The organism is Shewanella sp. UCD-KL12, from assembly GCF_001957125.1.
GTDB lineage: Bacteria > Pseudomonadota > Gammaproteobacteria > Enterobacterales > Shewanellaceae > Shewanella.
The window spans coordinates 209,906-230,398 of the sequence record NZ_MPHJ01000003.1; the positions used below are offsets into that span (position 1 = coordinate 209,906).

Sequence of the window (20,493 nt, forward strand, 5' to 3'; positions counted from 1 at the left end):
GCTAGTGTCTAGCCGCTATTAGTTCAGGAGTAAAAATGGCAAAACAAGACCCTCTTATCACAGTGTTAAAACTGGCTACGGAAGCTGAGGAGCAAGCTGCGCTTCAACTGAAGTCAGCTCAACTAACGTTGCAAAAAAGTCAGGGTCAGTTAGATGCATTACGTAATTATCGCTTAGATTATATGAAGCAGATGGAAGGCCATCATGGCAAAAATATCAGTGCAAGTTATTACCATCAATTTCATCAATTTGTGAAGCAAGTTGATGAAGCGATAATTAAACAAATCGCCTCAGTATCAGAGGCTGATAATCAAAGAGCGCATCGTCAGAGTCACTGGCAAGAGAAGCAACAAAAGCGCAAAGCCGTTGAGTTGCTTCTCGAACACAAAGCGGAAAAGGCTAAGTTAGTAGAGTCAAGGCTTGAACAGAAGATGATAGATGAGTTTGCATCTCAGCAATTTTACCGTAAGCGCAGCCGTTAACTTCCATAGACTTGATGTTTAAAATGTTTTGGCATCTTTATTGCTTCGGTATTTAGTTAGCTTGTGTTCCAGTGTATTTAGGCCACAAAATTGACGCAGCCTAATGCAGCTAATTTCTCTAAATTGATTTACGAACAGCCTTGTTGGAGGCTATATGCAGAAAATGACAAATGTACTTTTAGCGAGTAAAGATAATGCCCCTGAAAAAATGTCGACTGGAGGTATTAAACAAAGCGATAAAAGCGAAAGTAAATCCGCTAAAGGTGATGATTTTTCAGCAGTTTTAGAGCAAGCTAATGCTAAGTCTAGTGAAAATAAACATACTCAAAATACCAACTCGAAAGAGGGTATGCCTGCTGCTAAGCAGGGCGTTGATACCAAGATTAATGATCTTGTATCAAAAGATGAAATAGCAGCAGATAAAACGGCTGATGTGAACCATTTGCTTGCGCAAATAAATTTAGCCAGTGACCTAGATAATAAAGAGCTGCTGCAAGTTAGCGGCGATACTTTGCCGCTTGATAGTGATACCGATAGCCTTAGTGCTGAAATTCTAGACTTAGAAGCTCTAGACTTAGAAACTAAAACTTTAGCCGCAGATGAATTGCTCTTATCCACTGACTCAAAAAGTTCAGCCATCGGTAAGCTGGATGAAAGCGCGATGTTAGACCCGCAAACCGGTGAGGTTATGGATAGTGAGCTGCTTAATACACTTATTCAGCAAACAGGTTTAACTGAAGATGAATTAACTCAACTTGCCCCTGAAGCGTTGACTGAACTTATTGCTATGGCAAAAGGGGTTAATGTGCAATTAACCCAAGCTCAATTGTCCGGAGTGAGTGTCTCTGGAGCGACTGAAGCTACAAGTTCTGTTACTACTGCCAATGCTTCAAAGGTAAACGAATCGATAGCACAGCATAATCCACAGGCCTCATTGGCAGCAGGGCAAGTATCTAAAGGCGCCACGATTCAACTTGATGATGGGAAAGTCATTCATCAGGATGCCTCTAAAGGGCAGATCCCTGGGCAACAACTTGACTTATCATTGCAAGGGAGAGCGGGGCAAGCTACTAATATATTGGGTGAAAAGAGCATTATTGAAGAAGCACCGAAGGCTCAAGTTAATACAAAGCTTGCTATGGCTGCAAGTATTCAAGCTGAGCAGCAATTAAAAGGCGCAGATTTGTCAGTTAAACTCTCTGCGGTTAGTAGCCTTGAGGGGACATCTCAAAATGACTCATCATTAACATCTGACTTAAAAGTTGTTCAAACCACACCTCTTGGTGCAAATACGCATGCTAAGCCTGAAATCCCTCAGTTCCAGCTATCATTGCGCCAACATAATGAGCAACAAAATACCATGCAGGATATGATTCAACGATTCTCTCCTGTAATGAAGCAACAACTTGTTACTATGGTCAGTCAAGGAATACAGCATGCTGAAATCAGACTCGATCCACCAGAGTTAGGTCAGGTCAGGGTGAGAATTCAAGTTCAAGGCGATCAAACTCAAGTTCAGTTCCAAGTTGCTCAACATCAGACTCGAGATATTGTCGAACAAGCGCTTCCAAGATTAAAAGATATGTTAGCTGAGCAAGGGATGCAATTGACCGACAGTCATGTGTCTCAACAAGACTCAGGCAAAGATCAAGGGGAGGGGGGAAGTTCAGAGCATTCTCAAGACAGTTATGATGCTGAACTGGATGAATTATCCGCAGATGATTCACTATTAAGCTCAAATCAAGCAACAAGTTATCGCTCAGGTATAGATTATTATGCATAAGAGGGTAATCTATAGCAAAATGAGATTGTTAATTGTAGACCTCGCTTAATCTTAACCTATTATTGGTAAAGATATGTGAGAAGGATGCCTTAAAAGGAAGCGCAAATGGCTGAAGAAGAGTCTCTAGAGCTTGAAGAAAATGAAGAGCCTAAAAGTAAAAAGAAACTGATTATTTTTGGCGTCATTGGCTTAGTACTGGTATTGGTTATTGCGGGAGCGCTATGGTTTTTTCTTGGCTCTAGTGATAGTAGCGAAAGTACTGTTACTGATGATGGCAGCGTCGAAACTGAGGAGGCCGTTAATGTCGGTGAGGCATTTTATGTTGGTATGCCTAGACCTTTTCTCTTCAACTTGCCTGGAGCCAATCGTTCGAGGTTGGTTGAAATTAAAGTCCAGCTGATGGTTCGAGGTTCAGATGATGATGTGCTTATCAAAAAACATATCCCCCTAATTGAAGATGCGTTGCTAACAACCTTTAGTAGCGCAGATGTTCAAAAATTAAGCTCGCTGGCTGGCAAAGATGAGATGCGTCAACTGGCACTACTAAATGTACAAAATACGCTACTGCCTGTGACTGGCAGAAAAGTGGTCGAAAAAGTACTCTTTACCGGCTTTGTCATGCAGTAATAAATAGTAAAACTGTCGAAATATGTGAATGTTTTCTGTGAGTGTAAAATTGATTAAATGTGCTTTGACTGTATTTATAGCCCTCCAACTTCTTGTTAAAAAGGCATTATTGTGAGTGATCTATTAAGCCAAGACGAAATTGACGCGTTATTACATGGTGTAGATGACGTTGAAGAGGATGATGTTGAAGAGGGCGGGATAGACGCCCGCTCTTATGACTTCTCTTCTCAAGATCGTATTGTTCGTGGGCGAATGCCAACGCTTGAGATTGTTAACGAGCGTTTTGCTCGTCACTTACGCATAAGTATGTTTAACATGATGCGAAGAGCGGCTGAGGTGTCTATTAATGGCGTCCAAATGCTTAAATTTGGTGAGTATGTTCACACCCTATTTGTACCAACAAGCCTAAATATGGTTCGCTTCAGTCCCCTTAAAGGTACTGCGTTGATCACTATGGAAGCACGGTTAGTTTTCATTCTTGTTGATAACTTTTTTGGTGGAGATGGGCGCTTTCATGCCAAAATTGAAGGGCGTGAATTCACTCCTACCGAGCGGCGAATTGTTCAACTTCTATTGAAAATCATCTTTGAAGATTACAAAGATGCTTGGGCGCCGGTGATGGATGTAGAGTTTGATTACCTAGACTCAGAAGTTAACCCTGCGATGGCGAATATTGTCAGCCCTACAGAGGTGGTCGTCGTAAGCTCTTTTCATATCGAAGTCGATGGGGGAGGTGGTGACTTTCATATCACTATGCCCTATTCGATGATAGAGCCTATTCGTGAGCTATTAGATGCTGGTGTCCAAAGTGATACTCAAGATACTGACATGAGGTGGTCCCAAGCCCTCAAAGATGAGATCATGGATATCGATGTAGGCTTAGATGCTACTGTCGTAGAGCAGGAGATCACCCTAAAAGATGTAATGGAGTTTAAAGCCGGCGATATCATACCTGTCGAACTGCCTGAGCATATCGTTTTACGTGTTGAAGACCTGCCTACATATAGATGTAAATTAGGTAAGACCAGGGATAATTTAGCTCTGCGCGTTTCGGAGAAGATCCCTAGACCTGAAACGGTAAAATCTGAACTGCAGCTAGTGACGAGAAAGGGAAAGAGCAGGGAAATATCAGAGCTATAGAAAACGCTTAGGTATGGAATAGATTCCAGCTAAGGTATTTGAATTGATAGTAAGTGGTTAAGGTAAACAGAAAATGAGCACAGAAGATACTGGTGATGATTGGGCCGAAGCAATGGCCGAGCAAGCGATTGAGGAAGCACAAGCTGTTGAGTTTGATGAGCTAGCCGATAGTTCAACCCCTCTTTCTGAAGAGGATGCATCTAAGCTTGATGCCATTATGGATATTCCTGTCACTATTTCGATGGAGGTGGGAAGGAGTTTTATTAGTATCCGAAACTTGTTGCAGCTAAACCAAGGCTCAGTGGTTGAGCTTGATCGTGTTGCAGGTGAACCATTAGATGTTATGGTCAATGGAACCTTGATTGCTCATGGTGAAGTTGTGGTGGTGAATGATAAGTTTGGTATTCGACTGACTGATGTTATCAGTCAAACAGAGCGTATTAAAAAGCTAAAGTAAAGGTTGTTATGATTAACTCATTGTTCGTTGGTGGTCTTGCAGCTTCTCCAGAAGTTACTTCTGCCGTTGAGAAAGGGTCTGCTATTTCCACCATGACGAATATGTTAGGTGGGTTAATCGTCGTACTCATTATTATTTTTGTACTTGCTTATATTGTGAAACGCTTGAATTTAACGCCAACAAGCCATGGTGTGTTAAAAACGTTAGCGGTAATGCCTTTAGGCCAGAGAGAGAAAATCGTATTACTTGAAGTAGGAGGGCAGCAGTATTTGCTTGGTGTCACTTCCCAGCAAGTTCAAGTCATTGATAAGTTATCTTCTCCTATTAAAATTGAAACAGAATCTTTTGCTGATCGCCTCCGTCAAGCTAAGGGCAAACAAGTATGAAGGGGCTACTCGCAACATTAAGTATAGGTTTACTTGCTTTCACTCCAGCAGCATCAGCTATTGATGGTATTTTGCCCGCAGTTACGGTATCCACCAATCCAGATGGTGAGACTCAGTACTCAGTGACAATGCAGATTTTGTTACTGATGACGGCAATGAGCTTTTTGCCTGCAATGGTTATTATGCTCACCTCATTTACGCGAATAGTGGTGGTTCTCTCAATTCTTCGGCAAGCTATTGGTCTGCAGCAGACCCCATCTAATCAGGTGATCATAGGCATGAGTATGTTTATGACATTCTTTATTATGGCACCTGTTTTCGACAAGATTTATGACGACGCCGTAAAGCCTTATATGGCAGAAGCAGTCAATGTTGAGCAAGCATTTGAACTTGGCAAGCAGCCCATAAAAACCTTTATGCTGGCTCAAACAAGATTAACGGATTTAGATACCTTCATCGAAATTTCAGGTTATCAAAATATTAATGAGCCTGAAGATGTACCTATGAGCGTGTTAATCCCCTCATTTATAACCAGCGAATTGAAAACGGCCTTTCAGATTGGCTTTATGTTGTTTGTCCCTTTTTTGGTGCTAGATCTGGTTGTTGCAAGTATTTTGATGGCGATGGGTATGATGATGCTTTCGCCGATGATTGTTTCTTTGCCATTTAAGATTATGCTATTTGTGCTCGTAGATGGCTGGAGTTTAGTGATGGGAACCCTAGCAAATAGCTTCGGGGTTGGGGTGTAGGGAGGGCTTATGAATCCTGAGTCACTGGTTGATATTTTCCGAGAAGCCCTGTCGGTTATCGTGACTATTGTTTCCCTAATCATTGTACCAGGGCTTGTGATCGGTCTTGTTGTCGCCGTTTTCCAAGCTGCGACCTCTATTAATGAGCAAACTCTTAGCTTTCTGCCTCGCCTATTAACGACCCTGTTTGCACTGATGTTTCTTGGTCATACCTTGATTCAGACTATGATGGAGTTTTTTGTGCAGATGGTGAATATGATCCCGCAGGTTGTGGGATGATATTATCAATTTCAGTTCGAGTTGAAACTGTAGTATTTAGGTTGCCTTGATGGATATACTCATGGCCACCATCATGGACACGATAGCATCATACATGTGGCCATTATTTCGCGTTTCAAGCATGTTTATGGTGATGGCAGTTTTTGGCGCGAATACAACCCCAACTAGGGTTCGACTGCTACTCTCTATGGCCATTACTTTGGCAATTGCTCCAGTCCTCCCTCCTGTAGAGAATGTCGAGCTGTTTGGGGTTGCCGCAATATTTGTTACGTTGCAGCAGATCCTCATAGGAACAGCTATGGGTTTTATTTCAATACTTGTTATGCAAACTTTTGTACTCACGGGGCAAATTATAGGTATGCAAACGAGTTTAGGCTTTGCTTCTATGGTCGATCCATCATCTGGCCAACAAACTCCGGTGATTGGTAACCTATTTCTGTTGCTTACTACCATGATATTTCTTGCCGTCGATGGCCACCTTGTGATGATAAAAATGTTGGTGATGAGTTTCGAAACTATTCCAATATCTAATAAGGGAATTAGTGTCGCAAGTTATAAGCTGTTGGCAGAGTGGGGCGCCTACATGTTTGGTGCAGCACTCACCATGTCAATGACAGCGATTGTTGCTCTGTTATTAATTAATTTGTCATTTGGCGTGATGACGCGTGCATCGCCTCAACTGAATATTTTCGCTATTGGTTTTCCAGTTACTATGGTGAGCGGTCTTATCATTCTATGGTTAACATTAACGCCTATAATGGAGCATTTTGGGAGTGTATGGAGTTCTGCTCAAGTGTTGATGTGTAATGTTTTACACCTTCAATGTAACACTGATGGTGTGTTGCAATGATATTGATGTATTAGTTGTTGTGAAGTTCATAAGGCGATGGATAATTAGCTGGAAGCATCCAAATAGATCCGTATTAAACTGTCATCTCAGTGAAGTGGAACTGTCAATTTTGGGAAGGGGTAGTTAATGGCTGAAAATGATAGCAGTCAAGAAAAAACAGAGGAAGCAACCCCCAGAAAATTGCAGCAAGCAAGAGAGAAGGGGCAGGTTGCTCGCTCAAAGGAGTTAGGGACTTCTGCGGTTTTGATGTCTGCTGCAGTAGGCTTTGCTATGGTGGGGCCAAGCCTTGCTCAAAGCTTGATGACTGTGATGACAAAACTGTTCACCATGAATCGTGAGCAGGTGTTCGATACTAATCAGATGTTTCTAATTTGGAGCATGATAGGTAAAGAACTTGCTGTTCCCATGGCCAGTTTAGTGCTGGTTATTGCACTGGTAGCTTTTCTTGGCAATATCGTGCTTGGCGGTCTTACTTTTTCAACAAAAGCGTTTATGCCAAAAACGGATAAAATGAGTCCGATTGCGGGCTTTAAACGAATGTTTGGCGTTCAAGCGGTTGTTGAGTTAACCAAAGGTATTGCCAAATTTTCAGTCGTTGCATTGTCTGCCTATTTTTTGCTTAGCTTTTATTTTGATGAAATTTTGGCCCTTTCGAGAGAAAATCTCCCAGGGAATGTTCATCATGCATTAGATCTTCTTGTGTGGATGTTTATTCTTCTATGTTCATCAACAATTATTATTGTCGTGATAGATATTCCTTTTCAGATCTGGAATCACAGCAAACAGCTTAAGATGACAAAACAAGAAGTTAAAGATGAATTTAAAGATACTGAGGGTAAGCCTGAAGTTAAAGGCCGAATGAGACAAATGCAGAGGGAGATGGCTCAAAAGCGAATGATGTCTGAGGTACCTAATGCGGATGTGATTGTGGTTAACCCTGAGCATTATGCCGTTGCAGTAAAATACGATGCCATGAAATCTACCGCGCCATATGTACTTGCTAAAGGTGCGGATGATGTTGCCTTTAAGATTAGAGAAATAGCCAGAGAGTATGATATTGCAATTGTTTCGGCACCTCCTTTAGCTAGAGCTATTTACTACACAACTAAGATAGATCAAGAGATCCCTGAGGGGTTATTTACTGCCGTTGCTCAAGTGTTAGCTTATGTTTTTCAGTTAAGACAGTACCAAGAAAATGGCGGAAGAAGGCCCACTCCAATTCCGACTAAACAGCCAATTCCAGATGAGCTGAAACATTAAGGCTTAATACTTAAATTAAAATTGAATTTTTAGCCCTAATTACCGCTTTATTTGATAGACAGTATGCATCTTTCATCATTCAAGTTCTTTGCTAGCTTAATCAATATCAGGATTTGAACCGAAGTTTAGCAATTTTTGCTGATATATTATCCGTTTAAGCTATAAGCCATTCATTCAAGGTGAATTAAACGGTATAGTCCTATGTATAAAACTAATTATAATGAATTCACTTTTGAAACCACTCCCACCTAATTGGCTTAAAACTTGCTGTGCTAGGTCTAGATGTCAAAGTTTGGACTTTTTGAATGGATGTTAGAGCGCGCCTCGGTCAATTAAAGCAAGTAAAGCCTAGTAACTTTAAAGGCCTAGGCACCCCCTTAATTGTTTTAGCTGCACTGGCAATGATTGTATTGCCAATGCCGGCGTTGCTTCTCGATATTCTTTTTTCGTTCAATATTGCGTTAGCGCTTGTAGTACTGCTTGTCGCTATATATACCGATAGACCACTCGATTTTGCAGCCTTCCCCAGTGTGCTTTTAATTGCGACATTATTGCGTTTAGCACTTAACGTTGCTTCAACTCGCGTGGTTTTATTAGAGGGCCATAATGGTGGTGACGCGGCGGGTAAGGTGATTGAATCATTTGGCTCCGTGGTTATTGGTGGAAACTATGCCGTAGGTTTAGTTGTTTTCCTTATCTTGATCATCATTAACTTTGCTGTTGTTACCAAAGGTGCTGGGCGAATATCTGAAGTTAGTGCTCGCTTTACCTTAGATGCAATGCCAGGTAAACAGATGGCCATTGATGCAGATCTCAATGCTGGGGTATTAAATCAAGAACAAGCACGTGATAGACGTGCAGAAGTCACCAAGGAAGCTGATTTTTATGGCGCAATGGATGGTGCTTCAAAATTTGTAAAAGGGGATGCGATCGCCGGTATTTTGATTATGGTGATCAATATTCTAGGTGGCTTTGTGATCGGTATGGTACAGCATGACTTGGATTTTTCATCAGCTGTTGAGATCTATACCCTGCTCACAATCGGTGACGGATTAGTAGCACAAATTCCAGGACTACTGCTATCCATCGCCGCTGCGCTTATGGTGACCCGTCAAAATGAATCTGGTGACATGGGCCAGATGATGATGAGTCAGATGTTTGACAACCCTAAATCCATTGGCATTGCTGCTGCAGTGCTGTTTATTATGGGTATTGTGCCAGGCATGCCGCACTTTGCTTTTTTAACACTTGCGCTTGCAGTTGGCTCTGCCGCTTATTTTCTTTATAGGAAGCAGGCAAAAGAGCGAGAGCAATCGCTAGAGCTTGCTAAAAAGCCTGCAGCTGATAAGTCTGCAGCTAAACCCAAAGAGCTTAGTTGGGATGATGTACAGCATGTAGATACTATCGGTTTAGAAGTTGGTTATCGTCTTATACCATTAGTCGATAAAGGCCAAGGTGGTGAGTTATTAGGCCGCATTAAAGGCGTGCGAAAGAAGCTTTCTCAAGAGTTAGGCTTCCTAGTGCCAGCAGTACATATTCGCGATAACCTCGATCTCTCGCCGAATACCTATCGCATCTCCTTAATGGGAGTTGCATCTGGTGAGGCTGAGATCCGCCATGATTGTGAGCTTGCTATCAACCCTGGCCAAGTTTATGGCACGTTAGAAGGGACTGCAACTACGGACCCCGCTTTTGGTTTAGAAGCAGTCTGGATAGCACCAGAACTTAGGGAGCATGCACAAACTTTAGGTTACACAGTCGTTGATGCCGCAACCGTAGTGGCTACTCACTTAAGCCAATTGCTCACCAATAATGCAGCTAAGCTTCTTGGCTATGAAGAGGTGCAGCAGTTGATGGAGATGCTGGCAAAGCATTCACCGAAACTTGTAGATGGCTTTATTCCCGATGTAATGCCATTAGGCACAGTCGTTAAGGTAATGCAGAACCTGCTTAACGAAGGCGTTTCTATTCGTGATCTTAAGACAATAGTGCAAACATTACTGGAGTATGGGCCTAAGAGTGCAGATACAGAGGTATTAACAGCTGCGGTTCGTATTTCACTCAAACGTATGATCGTTCAAGAGATAAGTGGCCCAGAAACAGAAATTCCCGTCATAACTTTGGCGCCAGAGTTGGAACAGATGTTGCATCAGTCCATGCAGGCGACAGGTGGAGAGGGTCCTAACATTGAACCTAGCCTTGCTGAACGAATGCAAAAGTCTTTAGAAGATGCATCACAAAGACAGGAGATGGTAGGTCAACCAGCCATCTTGCTAACATCCGGCATGTTACGTTCGACTCTCTCTCGTTTTGTAAAGCACACTATTCCGAACCTTAGGGTGATCTCCTACCAGGAAGTCCCCGATGAGAAACAAATTAGAATTGTTTCTGCGGTAGGCCAGTAGAGGGCATATAAGTGAAAATTAAACGGTTTTTAGCGAAAGATATGCGTACGGCACTAGCACAGGTTAAAGAAACCTTAGGCTCAGATGCCGTTATTATGTCTAATAAGAAGGTGACTGGTGGAATAGAGATCGTTGCAGCAGTTGATTATGATGAACCTAAACCTAAGGTCTCTCAAAGTGAAGCTGCTGTGCCAAGCCCGACATTTATGGACCTTGCTGAAGAGAAGATCTCTCTAGGTTTAAAGCGACCTGTACGCTCCGAATCAAAAATTAAACCTGCTCCAGCAGCGGATTCATTGCAAGCTTTGCTAGAAAGACAGCAAAGTCGGGTTGAGCAACAAGTAAGCCAGAATAGCCGTCAAGATTTGGATATGCCTGATTGGGCAAAAGGTTTGCAAGCACCGCAAGACAGCAAGCCCGTTGCATCAGCGCCTCAACCAATGACTAACCGGTCTCCGTCTGAATCGAAGGGCAAGGCTAATCAAGAGCTTGAAGTGATGCGAGAAGAACTGGCATCATTGCGCAACTTATTGACACATCAGGTTAATACTCTGATGACAGAACAAAAAAGCCGAGTAGATCCGGTTGGGGCAATGCTAGAGAGTAAGCTACTCGATGCAGAGTTTTCTCCTGAAGTTGCCAAGAAACTCTCTGAGTTAAGCGAGCATTACACACCAGCAGATCTAGTAAAAGCTCTCCCTCGTAGTTTAGCTAACCTGCTAGATAATCAAGGTGATGATATAGTGCGCCAAGGTGGGGTCGTCGCTTTTGTTGGGCCGACAGGCGTTGGAAAGACGACAACAGTGGCTAAACTAGCCGCGCGTTTTGCCGCTCATCATGGTGCAGATCAAGTTGCATTGATCACAACCGACCATTATCGCATTGGAGCCTTTGAGCAATTGGCAACCTATGGCAAAATAATGGGGTGTCCAGTAAAGCAAGCTCATGATCTCAATGAGTTGGAACAAATTCTTTATCAGTTCCGTAATCGCAAGCTAGTATTGATAGATACGGCTGGTATGGGTCAAAGAGATTTAAGACTTTTTCAACAACTTGATAATTTAGCTGCAAATAGCAGATTACCTATTCGCAGTTATCTGGTACTGTCATCTACAGGGCAAAGAAGAGTCTTGGAAGATGCTGTAGCGCAGTTTAAAAGGATTCCATTATCGGGTGCAGTGCTTACTAAACTCGATGAATCAGTATCTTTAGCCCCTGCATTGAGTGTTTTGATACAAAGTGGGTTACCATTAAGTTATGTTACTGATGGCCAAAGAGTTCCAGAAGATATGCAAGTGGCCGATACTTTAGCGTTAGCAAGTAAAGCATTATCGGTTTTAGATAGAAAACCAGCAGTAATAAATAGTGAACGGTCAGATGAAAGGGCCTATGCATTTGAGTAAAGCAATGAGTCGGGATCAAGCAAGTGGTTTACGTATGATGAATCAACCTTATAACGAAAAAGTAAAAGTAATAGCCGTATCTGGTGGTAAAGGTGGCGTTGGTAAAACCAGTGTTTCAATTAATACCGCTGTTGCGTTAGCAGAGAAAGGGAAGCGTGTACTCGTTCTCGATGCCGACTTAGGTTTGGCGAACGTGGATGTCATGCTAGGTTTGCGTGCCGAGCGTAACTTATCTCATGTTCTTTCTGGTGATGCTGAACTGGATGACATCATAGTTCGTGGCCCTAAAGGCATAGGTATTATACCTGCAACCTCAGGAACACAAGCTATGGTCGAGCTTTCTCAGGCGCAGCACGCTGGTCTTATTCGAGCGTTTAGTGAGATGCGTACTCAGTTTGACATACTGATTGTCGATACTGCAGCGGGTATATCTGATATGGTGCTAAGCTTTTCAAGAGCATCACAAGATGTATTAGTTGTCGTATGTGATGAACCTACGTCAATTACCGATGCTTATGCACTGATTAAGATTTTGAGTCGAGAGCACGGCGTCTTCCGATTTAAAATAGTTGCCAATATGGTGCGAAGTTTACGTGAAGGGATGGAACTCTTTGCTAAACTTAGTAAAGTTACCGATCGATTTTTAGATGTAGCGTTAGAATTAGTTGCTACAATTCCATTTGATGAGAACTTAAGAAAATCGGTTCGTAAACAGAAATTGATTGTAGAGGCATTTCCAAAGTCGCCAGCTACGATTGCTTACCACGGTTTAGCCAACAAGATTATCAGTTGGCCAATACCGCAGCAGCCTGGGGGTCACCTAGAGTTCTTTGTTGAACGTTTAGTTCAGAGACCTGAATACCAGGAGGATAGAGCGAGTGAGTAAAGCCTCTGCGTATACTTGTTTAGATAATAAAGCCTTAATCGTTGAACAGTACGCACCGCTTGTAAAGAAGATTGCTCACCATTTGCTCGCACGTCTACCGGCCTCTGTGCAGATAGATGATCTCCTTCAAGCTGGAATGATGGGCTTACTTGAAGCGTCTTCTAAGTTTGATGGCAGTAAAGGCGCTAAATTTGAGACCTTTGCAGGTATTCGAATTCGAGGTTCGATGTTAGATGAGATACGCCGGGGGGATTGGGTACCAAGATCGGTTCATCGAAACCAACGACGTGTGGCTCAAGTTATTGACGAGCTTGAACAAGAGCTCGGCAGAGATGCCAAAGATACTGAAATAGCGCAAAGATTAGAGATGACCTTAGACGATTACCATCATATTTTGAATGATGTTTCGGTGGGGAAGGTCATCGGGATTGAAGATTTAGGTGTATCGGTCGATGTTATTACTCATGAAGAGGGAGTAAAGGATGATACATTTGAATCAATTGCAGAAGACCAGTTTCATTCTGCATTAGTAGCCGCAATTAAATTATTGCCTGAAAGAGATGGATTAGTTTTGTCGCTTTATTATGACGAAGCACTAAATTTAAAAGAGATTGGAGCCATTCTAGAGGTTAGTGAGTCGCGAGTAAGCCAGATATTAAGTCAAGCAATGCTCCGACTAAAAGCTAAACTTAAGCATTGGACCCAAAAATAACGATTACATGAAGCAATAATTAAGAGATCCGTGGAGGAAACCTTGGACAAGAATATGAAGATTCTCGTTGTTGATGATTTTTCAACAATGAGACGTATCATTAAGAACTTGTTAAGAGACTTGGGCTTTAATAACACCCAGGAAGCAGATGACGGTTCAACAGCGCTACCTATGTTACAGAAAGGCGATTTTGACTTTGTAGTAACAGACTGGAACATGCCTGGCATGCAAGGGATCGATCTATTAAAAGCGATCCGTGCTGACGATGAGTTAAAAAATATCCCTGTATTGATGGTGACTGCAGAGGCGAAAAGAGAACAGATTATTGCAGCGGCGCAAGCCGGTGTGAATGGTTATGTTGTTAAGCCTTTTACAGCAGCAACATTAAAAGAGAAGCTAGATAAAATCTTTGAACGACTCGGTTAACCAAGGTTGTGATATGCAGGCGAAAACTTCAGGGCTCATTTCGTTAGAGCAGGCAAATAAACTTGTAGAATTGTTGACTCAAGGAGAGCAATCTCTTGCTGATGAGTTAGTTCGTGAGATTGCTACGCCTATACAAAAAGAGTTATTCGATGAGGTCGGAAGGCTGACTCGTCAACTTCACAGTGCCATTGTAGATTTTCAGGTTGACGATCGCTTGGTTGAACTGGCGAGTAATGAGATACCTGACGCTAAAGAGCGGCTAACTTATGTTATTGATATGACAGAGCAAGCTGCTAATAAGACAATGGATGCTGTCGAGGAATGCTTGCCTCTCGCTTCTGCACTTACAACTAATATTCAATCGGTTAAACCTACCTGGGATCGCCTGATGAGGCGAGATATTGAGCTGAGTGAGTTTAAAACTTTATGCCACGATGTTCAGCAATTTGTAGAAAGCAGCGAGCTAGATTCAATTCGGCTTAAAGAGCTGCTAAACCAAATATTGCTTGCCCAAGACTTTCAGGATTTAACTGGGCAGATGATTAGAAGAGTCATTGACCTAGTTCGTGAAGTTGAAAATAATTTAGTCTCGATGCTAACAGTATTTGGCGATCAACCTGTTAGCGAAAACCCAACAAGAGTTGATAGTAGCGTTGAAGCTGAAGGCCCGATCATGAATGCTGAAGAGCGTGAAGATGTCGTTGCAGGCCAAGATGAAGTTGACGATCTACTCTCGAGTCTGGGTTTTTAATTAGGAGTCATATTAATGTCATTTGATGTTGATGAAGAGATACTGCAAGACTTTTTGATTGAAGCTGGTGAGATACTAGAGCTTCTATCTGAACAGTTAGTTACCTTAGAAAATAACCCTGAAGACTCAGAGTTGCTGAATGCAATTTTTCGTGGCTTCCATACCGTAAAAGGTGGAGCGGGATTTCTTAGTTTGACTCCTATGGTCGATGTTTGCCATGAAGCAGAGAATACGTTCGATCTTCTTCGTACTGGCAAAAGAGCCGTTTCAGCTGAATTGATGGATATCATTCTGCAAGCTGTTGATGCTATCAATGGTATGTTCGCGCAGACACAAGCTGGTGAGGAGCAAGATGCTGCCGATCCCACGCTACTTGCCAATTTAAAACTGCTGAGTTCAGGCGCAGCCCTACCCAGTGAGGGAGGTTCGACACCTCCAGCAGAGCCGACGATAGACGCTTCAATTGAGCTATTTGATGAGAGCCCAGCTGTAGATACAAGTGCTGATGACTCAGGTATTGAATTGTTTGATTCTGCACCTGTCGCAGACGAAACCAGTATTGCGGGTGAGGGTGGGATTGATGAGATCAACGAAGATGAGTTTGAAGCGCTACTAGATGCTTTACACGGTGGTGGTAAAGGACCATCTCCATCTGAGTCAAGTCAGCCAAAAGCTGCACCATCCACTCCAGCCCCTGGAGCGTCAGATGATATAACTGACGATGAATTTGAGTCTTTGCTTGATGAGCTACATGGCTCTGGCAACTTCAAATCAAATGAAGCCCAAGGATCGAGTGATGTCCCAGAAGCTGCACCAGCAGTAGACTCTGATGATATTTCAGATGATGAATTTGAAAAGTTACTTGATGAGCTGCATGGTGCTGGAACAGGGCCTGGTGTTACTGCACCGATTGCTGCCTCTAAGCCTGCTGTCGAAAAAGCGGCACCTGTAGCAGCCCCTCAAGCTTCAGCGCCAGTCGCTGCGCCTAAAGCTGCTCCGCAACCTGTTGCAAAAGAGAAGAAAGCTGTCGCAAAGCCTGCACCAGCAAATATGCCTCAAGCAGAAACAACAGTGCGAGTAGATACCGCTCGGCTTGACCAGATCATGAATATGGTTGGTGAGCTAGTGCTTGTGCGTAATCGCTTGCTGAGTTTAGGGATATCTCGTGATGATGAGGAGATGTCCAAAGCGCTCGCTAACTTAGATCTTGTTACTGCAGACCTTCAGGGGGCGGTAATGAAAACACGCATGCAACCGATTAAGAAGGTCTTTGGTCGTTTCCCGCGTGTTGTTAGAGATTTAGCGCGTAGTTTAAATAAAGATATTAACCTTACCATGATAGGTGAGGATACCGACTTAGATAAAAATTTAGTCGAAGCGTTAGCCGATCCCCTTGTTCACTTAGTAAGAAATTCAGTTGATCATGGTATTGAGATGCCAGCTGAACGTGAAGCTAATGGCAAATCCAGAACCGGTACCATTACCCTTTCGGCGAGCCAAGAGGGCGACCACATCTTGTTAAAAATTGAAGATGATGGCGCTGGAATGGATCCAAACAAATTGAAAGAGATTGCGATTAGTCGAGGCGTTCTTGATGAAGATGCAGCATCTCGAATGTCAGATGCTGAAGCATACAATCTGATCTTTGCGCCAGGCTTCTCTACCAAAGTAGAGATCTCAGATATATCTGGACGTGGTGTTGGTATGGATGTGGTTAAAACCCGTATAGCACAGCTAAACGGTACCATACATATTGACTCACTCAAGGGCAAAGGTACTCGCCTTGAGATTAAAGTGCCACTTACTCTCGCCATTATGCCAACCTTGATGGTTGAAGTTGCGACTCAAGTGTTCGCACTTCCTCTTTCTAGTGTTAGCGAAATCTTCCATCTAGATCTGACCAAAACCAATATAGTTGACGGCCAGCTAACCGTTATTGTTAGAGAGAAGGCGGTACCGCTATTTTATCTAGAGCATTGGCTCAGTCGCATGCAGTCAAACCTAAAACATGGTGATAAAGCGCATGGCCATGTCGTTATTGTTCAACTAGGTACTATGCAGATAGGCTTTGTCGTTGACTCTCTAATTGGTCAAGAGGAGGTTGTAATTAAACCTCTTGGTACCTTGCTACATGGAACGCCTGGTATGGCTGGGGCGACGATTACATCCGATGGTGGCATAGCCTTAATTTTAGATGTACCTGGTTTACTTAAGCATTACGCAAAAAAATAATTAAAAAGCGGTATAGGAATTTGAATGGGCATTAAAGTTCTCGTTGTTGACGATTCGAGTTTTTTTCGTCGCAGGGTTAGTGAAATTGTAACTAAAGACCCAGATCTTGAGGTTATTGGTACCGCTGCAAACGGAGCTGAGGCGGTAAAGCTTGCGGCTGAGTTAAAACCTCAAGTTATCACCATGGATATAGAGATGCCTGTCATGGATGGCATCACTGCAGTACGTGAAATTATGGCGAAGTCTCCAACGCCAATTTTGATGTTTTCATCTCTTACCCACGATGGTGCCAAAGCAACACTAGATGCATTGGAGGCGGGGGCTTTAGATTTTCTGCCAAAACGTTTTGAAGATATTGCAACAAATAAAGATGATGCGATAGTTTTACTTCAGCAACGAATAAAAGCCTTAGGTCGTCGACGTATTTATCGTCCAGTGACTCGTTCAACTCCTGCGGCACCAAGCTCTACATCGACACGTTCTGTGAGTCCTTCATCGTCTTCACCTAGGGTAACCCGAGACGCAGCCCCTGCGCCTCGGTCATCTTCAGCGGTGAGAGCCTCGGGCAAAAAGTATAAGTTGTTACTAATTGGTACTTCTACTGGAGGCCCAGTTGCTCTGCAAAAAATATTAACTAAGCTGCCTGTAAATTACCCTCATCCCATATTACTTATACAGCATATGCCTGCTGCTTTTACTCCTGCTTTTGCTGGGCGCCTCAATGGGCTATGTAAAATTGAGGTAAAAGAAGCACAAAATGGTGATCAGCTTAAACCCGGTACAGCATACCTTGCGCCAGGCGGCATGCAGATGATGGTTGAAAGGGGCGGCGCTCATGGCAGAATTAAAGTATTAGCAGGTAGTGCCGACATGAACTATAAGCCTAGTGTTGACATAACCTTTGCGTCAGCGTCTAAGCTTTCGGGAAGAGATACATTGGCAGTTGTGCTGACAGGCATGGGAGCAGATGGGCGAGAAGGCGCTCGCATGCTTAAATCTGCAGGTGCCACTATTTGGGCCCAAGATGAAGCTAGTTGTGTGGTTTATGGAATGCCTCAGGCTGTGACAGCAGCTGGCTTATCGACTCATTCTATTAGCCTTGAAGATATGGCTGAGTCTATCTTAAGAGAATCAGGAAATGGCTAAGGAAAAGGGTAAAACCTTCTCTGTTCTAATCATTTTCTTGCTTACTATTGCTCTGGTAGTTTCTAGTTCTCTTTTTTGGGATATGAGCCAAAAGAATGTGCTGTTACTACAAGAAGTTGAAGAGTTGAAAAAGACCCAGGTGCTGCTGATGGTACCTGATGAACAAGCACAGGCTGTCGCGAGCTGGATGGCTCAGCACCCTGAAGCTACACAAACATTACTCTCTCAGGCTAAACCTGGCGAGCAGGTTACTCTCGAGATTGGTCCTGGTGCCTTTCGCTCAGCTGCTGAAAGTGATGAAGTTACAGCTAATGATGCCAAGCTTTCGGATCCGGAGCCTGAAATGAGTCAAGGCGTAGGCATAAAAGCGCAAGTGCCACTGATCTCTAAGCAACAAGAAAAACAGATCCCTGTCTCATTGGCTAGAGAGAGTGGCTTAAATGAACTGTTACCTGAAATCGATCAGCAAAGTAGTAAGCTGAATCACGCAAATAATAATGTTCTGCCAATCGACGAAGCTAATAAGGTATCATCAAACCACGAACAGCAAGCTCAGGAAGTATTAACACTTTCTGAGGATAAAGATGGTGTGAAAGTGATTAGTCTGCCCCATGGTGGAATAAGAGTAACGACACGAGAGAATAATCAATAATAATATGTCGAAATTTGTGTATCTGAGGGGCTATTTTTGAAAGTCTGGACAATTGCAAACCAAAAAGGTGGCGTAGGTAAAACAACTACGGTAGCAAGTCTGGCTGGAACTCTAGCAAAGCGTGGCCTGCGTGTCTTGATGGTCGATACCGATCCTCACGCCTCATTAGGTTACTACTTAGGCGTAGACTCTGAAGAGGTAGAAGGCTCGCTTTATAACGTGTTTCTAGCTCATAAACAGCTCAATGCGAGTGTAGTGAAGCAGCATATCGTTCCGACATCTGTCGAAGGCATAGCACTACTACCCTCTACAATGGCGCTAGCGACATTAGACCGCTCTTTGGGACATCAAGAGGGGATGGGACTCATCTTAAAGAAAGCGCTTGCTTCAGTGGAGAATGAGTACGACATTGCTTTGATAGATTGCCCACCAGTACTAGGGGTTTTAATGGTCAATGCCCTAGCCGCTAGCCAGCACATTATAGTACCTGTTCAGACTGAGTTTTTGGCTATAAAAGGTCTGGACCGCATGATAAAAACCATGATTTTGATGGGACGCTCTAAAAAGACTAAGTATAGCTATACCGTAGTGCCAACTATGTATGACAGACGAACAAAGGCTTCTTCATCAGCGCTTCAACATTTAGGTGAGGAGTATGGCGATCACCTCTGGCCGGATGTCGTGCCTGTGGATACTAAGTTTCGAGATGCTAGCCTAGCGCACTTACCTGCTTCTCATTACGCGCCGCATAGCAGAGGTGTAAAGGCTTATGAGAGACTACTAGACTATTTGCTTGCAGGAGTGTTATCTCATGACAAGCTTAGTTGATGAAGCCGTTTTCGATTATTTCTCAGTGCTTCTTGCCGATACTGAGGATGAAAGTATCACAGTGGCCACAGAGGTTAATGTAGAAGCAAAGGCTGAGGCTGCTAAGCCTAATATAGTCACAGATAAAAAAGTCAAAGAAAAAACAGCTTCACCTATAGCAAACAAGCGTGAACTTGAGTCACCGCAACAGGAGCCGCAAGTTCAGCCTGCTTTGTCTAAAGCAAAGCCAGTTAAGCCGACTGCAACAGTTGCAGCTAAGCCAAGGCTGGATAAAGTTGAGCCTCAATTAGATAAACAAGCTTTAGAGCAACTGCTGGCACCAGTCTTTAAACCAGAAGTCAAAGCTGAAATTAAAACAGAAGCTCAAACCAAAATAGAAGCTAAAACAAGCGTTAATGCAAAGCTTGCAACAGAAACTAAACCGCATATAGCTACGACAGTTAAGGTCGAGCCAAAGATTCAAGAAAAAAGTAAAGCGGAAAATACGCAGAAAGTACGTAGCAGTATTGAGATAAAGGCTGAGGTTGAACAGCAAGTTGCGTCAACGCCTCCAAAAGTAACAAAAGATCTACTAGAAACTCTCGATGATGAGTTTCAAGTACTATTCTTTAAGGTAGCAGGTTTAACATTAGCCGTTCCTTTAGTGAGCTTAGGTGGCATAGTTCAATTAGAGCGAGTTAATCATATTATGGGTAGGCCATCTTGGTATAAAGGTGTTCAAACTCATAGAGAGTCACAATTAAATATTGTCGATACTTGTGCCTGGGTGATGCCTGAGAAGTATGATAAATCATTAGCTGAAACCGTAAACTATCAATATGTTGTATTATTAGAAGATAGCAATTGGGGTTTGACTTGCGAATCGTTAGTCAACTCAGTAAAAATTAACAAATCAGCAGTCAATTGGCGCAGTAATGCAGGAAAGCGCCCGTGGTTAGCTGGAGTCGTTAGAGAGCAGATGTGCGGCATTTTACATGTCGACGCACTTATAGAACTTTTAAATGCAGGTTTAGGTAGTCAGGACCCTGTTGGTTGAGGT

At 43.0% G+C, this 20,493-nt stretch carries 21 protein-coding genes; all 21 read left to right on the plus strand.

Features of this window, described 5'->3' with window-relative positions; genetic code table 11:
- Positions 1-35: 35 nt before the first annotated feature.
- Positions 36-482 (plus strand): flagellar export protein FliJ, encoded by a 447-nt coding sequence (fliJ, locus tag BM736_RS08670; protein ID WP_076410929.1) that lies wholly within the window; start codon positions 36-38, stop codon positions 480-482.
- A gap of 154 nt (positions 483-636) precedes the next feature.
- Complete coding sequence (locus tag BM736_RS08675; RefSeq protein WP_076410931.1) at positions 637-2,265, plus strand: flagellar hook-length control protein FliK; 1,629 nt, start codon at positions 637-639, stop codon at positions 2,263-2,265.
- Between the two features lie 105 nt (positions 2,266-2,370).
- Complete coding sequence (gene fliL / locus BM736_RS08680) at positions 2,371-2,892, plus strand: flagellar basal body-associated protein FliL (RefSeq protein ID WP_076410933.1); 522 nt, start codon at positions 2,371-2,373, stop codon at positions 2,890-2,892.
- 111 nt (positions 2,893-3,003) lie between these two features.
- The gene (fliM, locus tag BM736_RS08685) at positions 3,004-4,032 is read left to right on the plus strand and encodes a flagellar motor switch protein FliM (protein WP_076410935.1); all 1,029 of its coding nucleotides are present in this window, start codon (positions 3,004-3,006) and stop codon (positions 4,030-4,032) included.
- Between the two features lie 73 nt (positions 4,033-4,105).
- Entirely contained in the window at positions 4,106-4,489 is a 384-nt protein-coding gene (gene fliN / locus BM736_RS08690; protein WP_076410937.1) for a flagellar motor switch protein FliN, read from the plus strand.
- Positions 4,490-4,497: 8 nt separating this feature from the next.
- Positions 4,498-4,875, plus strand: a complete 378-nt coding sequence (gene fliO / locus BM736_RS08695; RefSeq protein ID WP_076410939.1) for a flagellar biosynthetic protein FliO — start codon at positions 4,498-4,500, stop codon at positions 4,873-4,875.
- Positions 4,872-5,624 carry a flagellar type III secretion system pore protein FliP gene (fliP, locus tag BM736_RS08700; RefSeq protein WP_076410941.1) on the plus strand — a complete coding sequence of 251 codons (753 nt, stop codon included), beginning with the start codon at positions 4,872-4,874 and terminating at the stop codon, positions 5,622-5,624. The genes fliO and fliP overlap by 4 nt, the downstream gene beginning before the upstream one ends.
- A gap of 9 nt (positions 5,625-5,633) precedes the next feature.
- Entirely contained in the window at positions 5,634-5,903 is a 270-nt protein-coding gene (locus tag BM736_RS08705) for a flagellar biosynthetic protein FliQ (RefSeq protein WP_076410943.1), read from the plus strand.
- Positions 5,904-5,952: 49 nt separating this feature from the next.
- Positions 5,953-6,753 carry a flagellar biosynthetic protein FliR gene (gene fliR / locus BM736_RS08710; protein WP_076410945.1) on the plus strand — a complete coding sequence of 267 codons (801 nt, stop codon included), beginning with the start codon at positions 5,953-5,955 and terminating at the stop codon, positions 6,751-6,753.
- 126 nt (positions 6,754-6,879) lie between these two features.
- Positions 6,880-8,013 carry a flagellar biosynthesis protein FlhB gene (gene flhB / locus BM736_RS08715; RefSeq protein WP_076410947.1) on the plus strand — a complete coding sequence of 378 codons (1,134 nt, stop codon included), beginning with the start codon at positions 6,880-6,882 and terminating at the stop codon, positions 8,011-8,013.
- Between the two features lie 305 nt (positions 8,014-8,318).
- Positions 8,319-10,418 carry a flagellar biosynthesis protein FlhA gene (gene flhA, locus BM736_RS08720; protein ID WP_076410950.1) on the plus strand — a complete coding sequence of 700 codons (2,100 nt, stop codon included), beginning with the start codon at positions 8,319-8,321 and terminating at the stop codon, positions 10,416-10,418.
- Between the two features lie 11 nt (positions 10,419-10,429).
- A complete protein-coding gene (flhF, locus tag BM736_RS08725; protein ID WP_076410952.1) occupies positions 10,430-11,821 on the plus strand; it encodes a flagellar biosynthesis protein FlhF in 1,392 nt (463 codons plus the stop codon).
- Between the two features lie 4 nt (positions 11,822-11,825).
- Positions 11,826-12,707 carry a MinD/ParA family protein gene (locus tag BM736_RS08730; protein WP_076411176.1) on the plus strand — a complete coding sequence of 294 codons (882 nt, stop codon included), beginning with the start codon at positions 11,826-11,828 and terminating at the stop codon, positions 12,705-12,707.
- Positions 12,700-13,419, plus strand: coding sequence for an RNA polymerase sigma factor FliA (locus BM736_RS08735; RefSeq protein WP_076410954.1), 720 nt, complete (start codon positions 12,700-12,702; stop codon positions 13,417-13,419). Before BM736_RS08730 ends, BM736_RS08735 begins: the two co-directional genes overlap by 8 nt.
- 42 nt (positions 13,420-13,461) lie before the next feature.
- On the plus strand, positions 13,462-13,845 hold the full coding sequence (cheY, locus tag BM736_RS08740; RefSeq protein ID WP_012324268.1) for a chemotaxis response regulator CheY: 384 nt from the start codon (positions 13,462-13,464) through the stop codon (positions 13,843-13,845).
- Between the two features lie 13 nt (positions 13,846-13,858).
- Positions 13,859-14,596: a protein phosphatase CheZ gene (locus BM736_RS08745; protein ID WP_076410956.1), complete on the plus strand. Its 738-nt coding sequence runs from the start codon at positions 13,859-13,861 to the stop codon at positions 14,594-14,596.
- A gap of 15 nt (positions 14,597-14,611) precedes the next feature.
- Positions 14,612-16,828, plus strand: coding sequence for a chemotaxis protein CheA (locus BM736_RS08750; protein ID WP_076410958.1), 2,217 nt, complete (start codon positions 14,612-14,614; stop codon positions 16,826-16,828).
- A gap of 24 nt (positions 16,829-16,852) precedes the next feature.
- A complete protein-coding gene (locus BM736_RS08755; RefSeq protein ID WP_076410960.1) occupies positions 16,853-17,974 on the plus strand; it encodes a chemotaxis response regulator protein-glutamate methylesterase in 1,122 nt (373 codons plus the stop codon).
- Positions 17,967-18,626 (plus strand): hypothetical protein, encoded by a 660-nt coding sequence (locus BM736_RS08760; protein WP_076410962.1) that lies wholly within the window; start codon positions 17,967-17,969, stop codon positions 18,624-18,626. Before BM736_RS08755 ends, BM736_RS08760 begins: the two co-directional genes overlap by 8 nt.
- A gap of 36 nt (positions 18,627-18,662) precedes the next feature.
- Positions 18,663-19,454, plus strand: coding sequence for a ParA family protein (locus BM736_RS08765; protein WP_076410964.1), 792 nt, complete (start codon positions 18,663-18,665; stop codon positions 19,452-19,454).
- A complete protein-coding gene (locus BM736_RS08770) occupies positions 19,438-20,490 on the plus strand; it encodes a chemotaxis protein CheW (RefSeq protein WP_076410966.1) in 1,053 nt (350 codons plus the stop codon). The genes BM736_RS08765 and BM736_RS08770 overlap by 17 nt, the downstream gene beginning before the upstream one ends.
- Positions 20,491-20,493 lie beyond the last annotated feature (3 nt).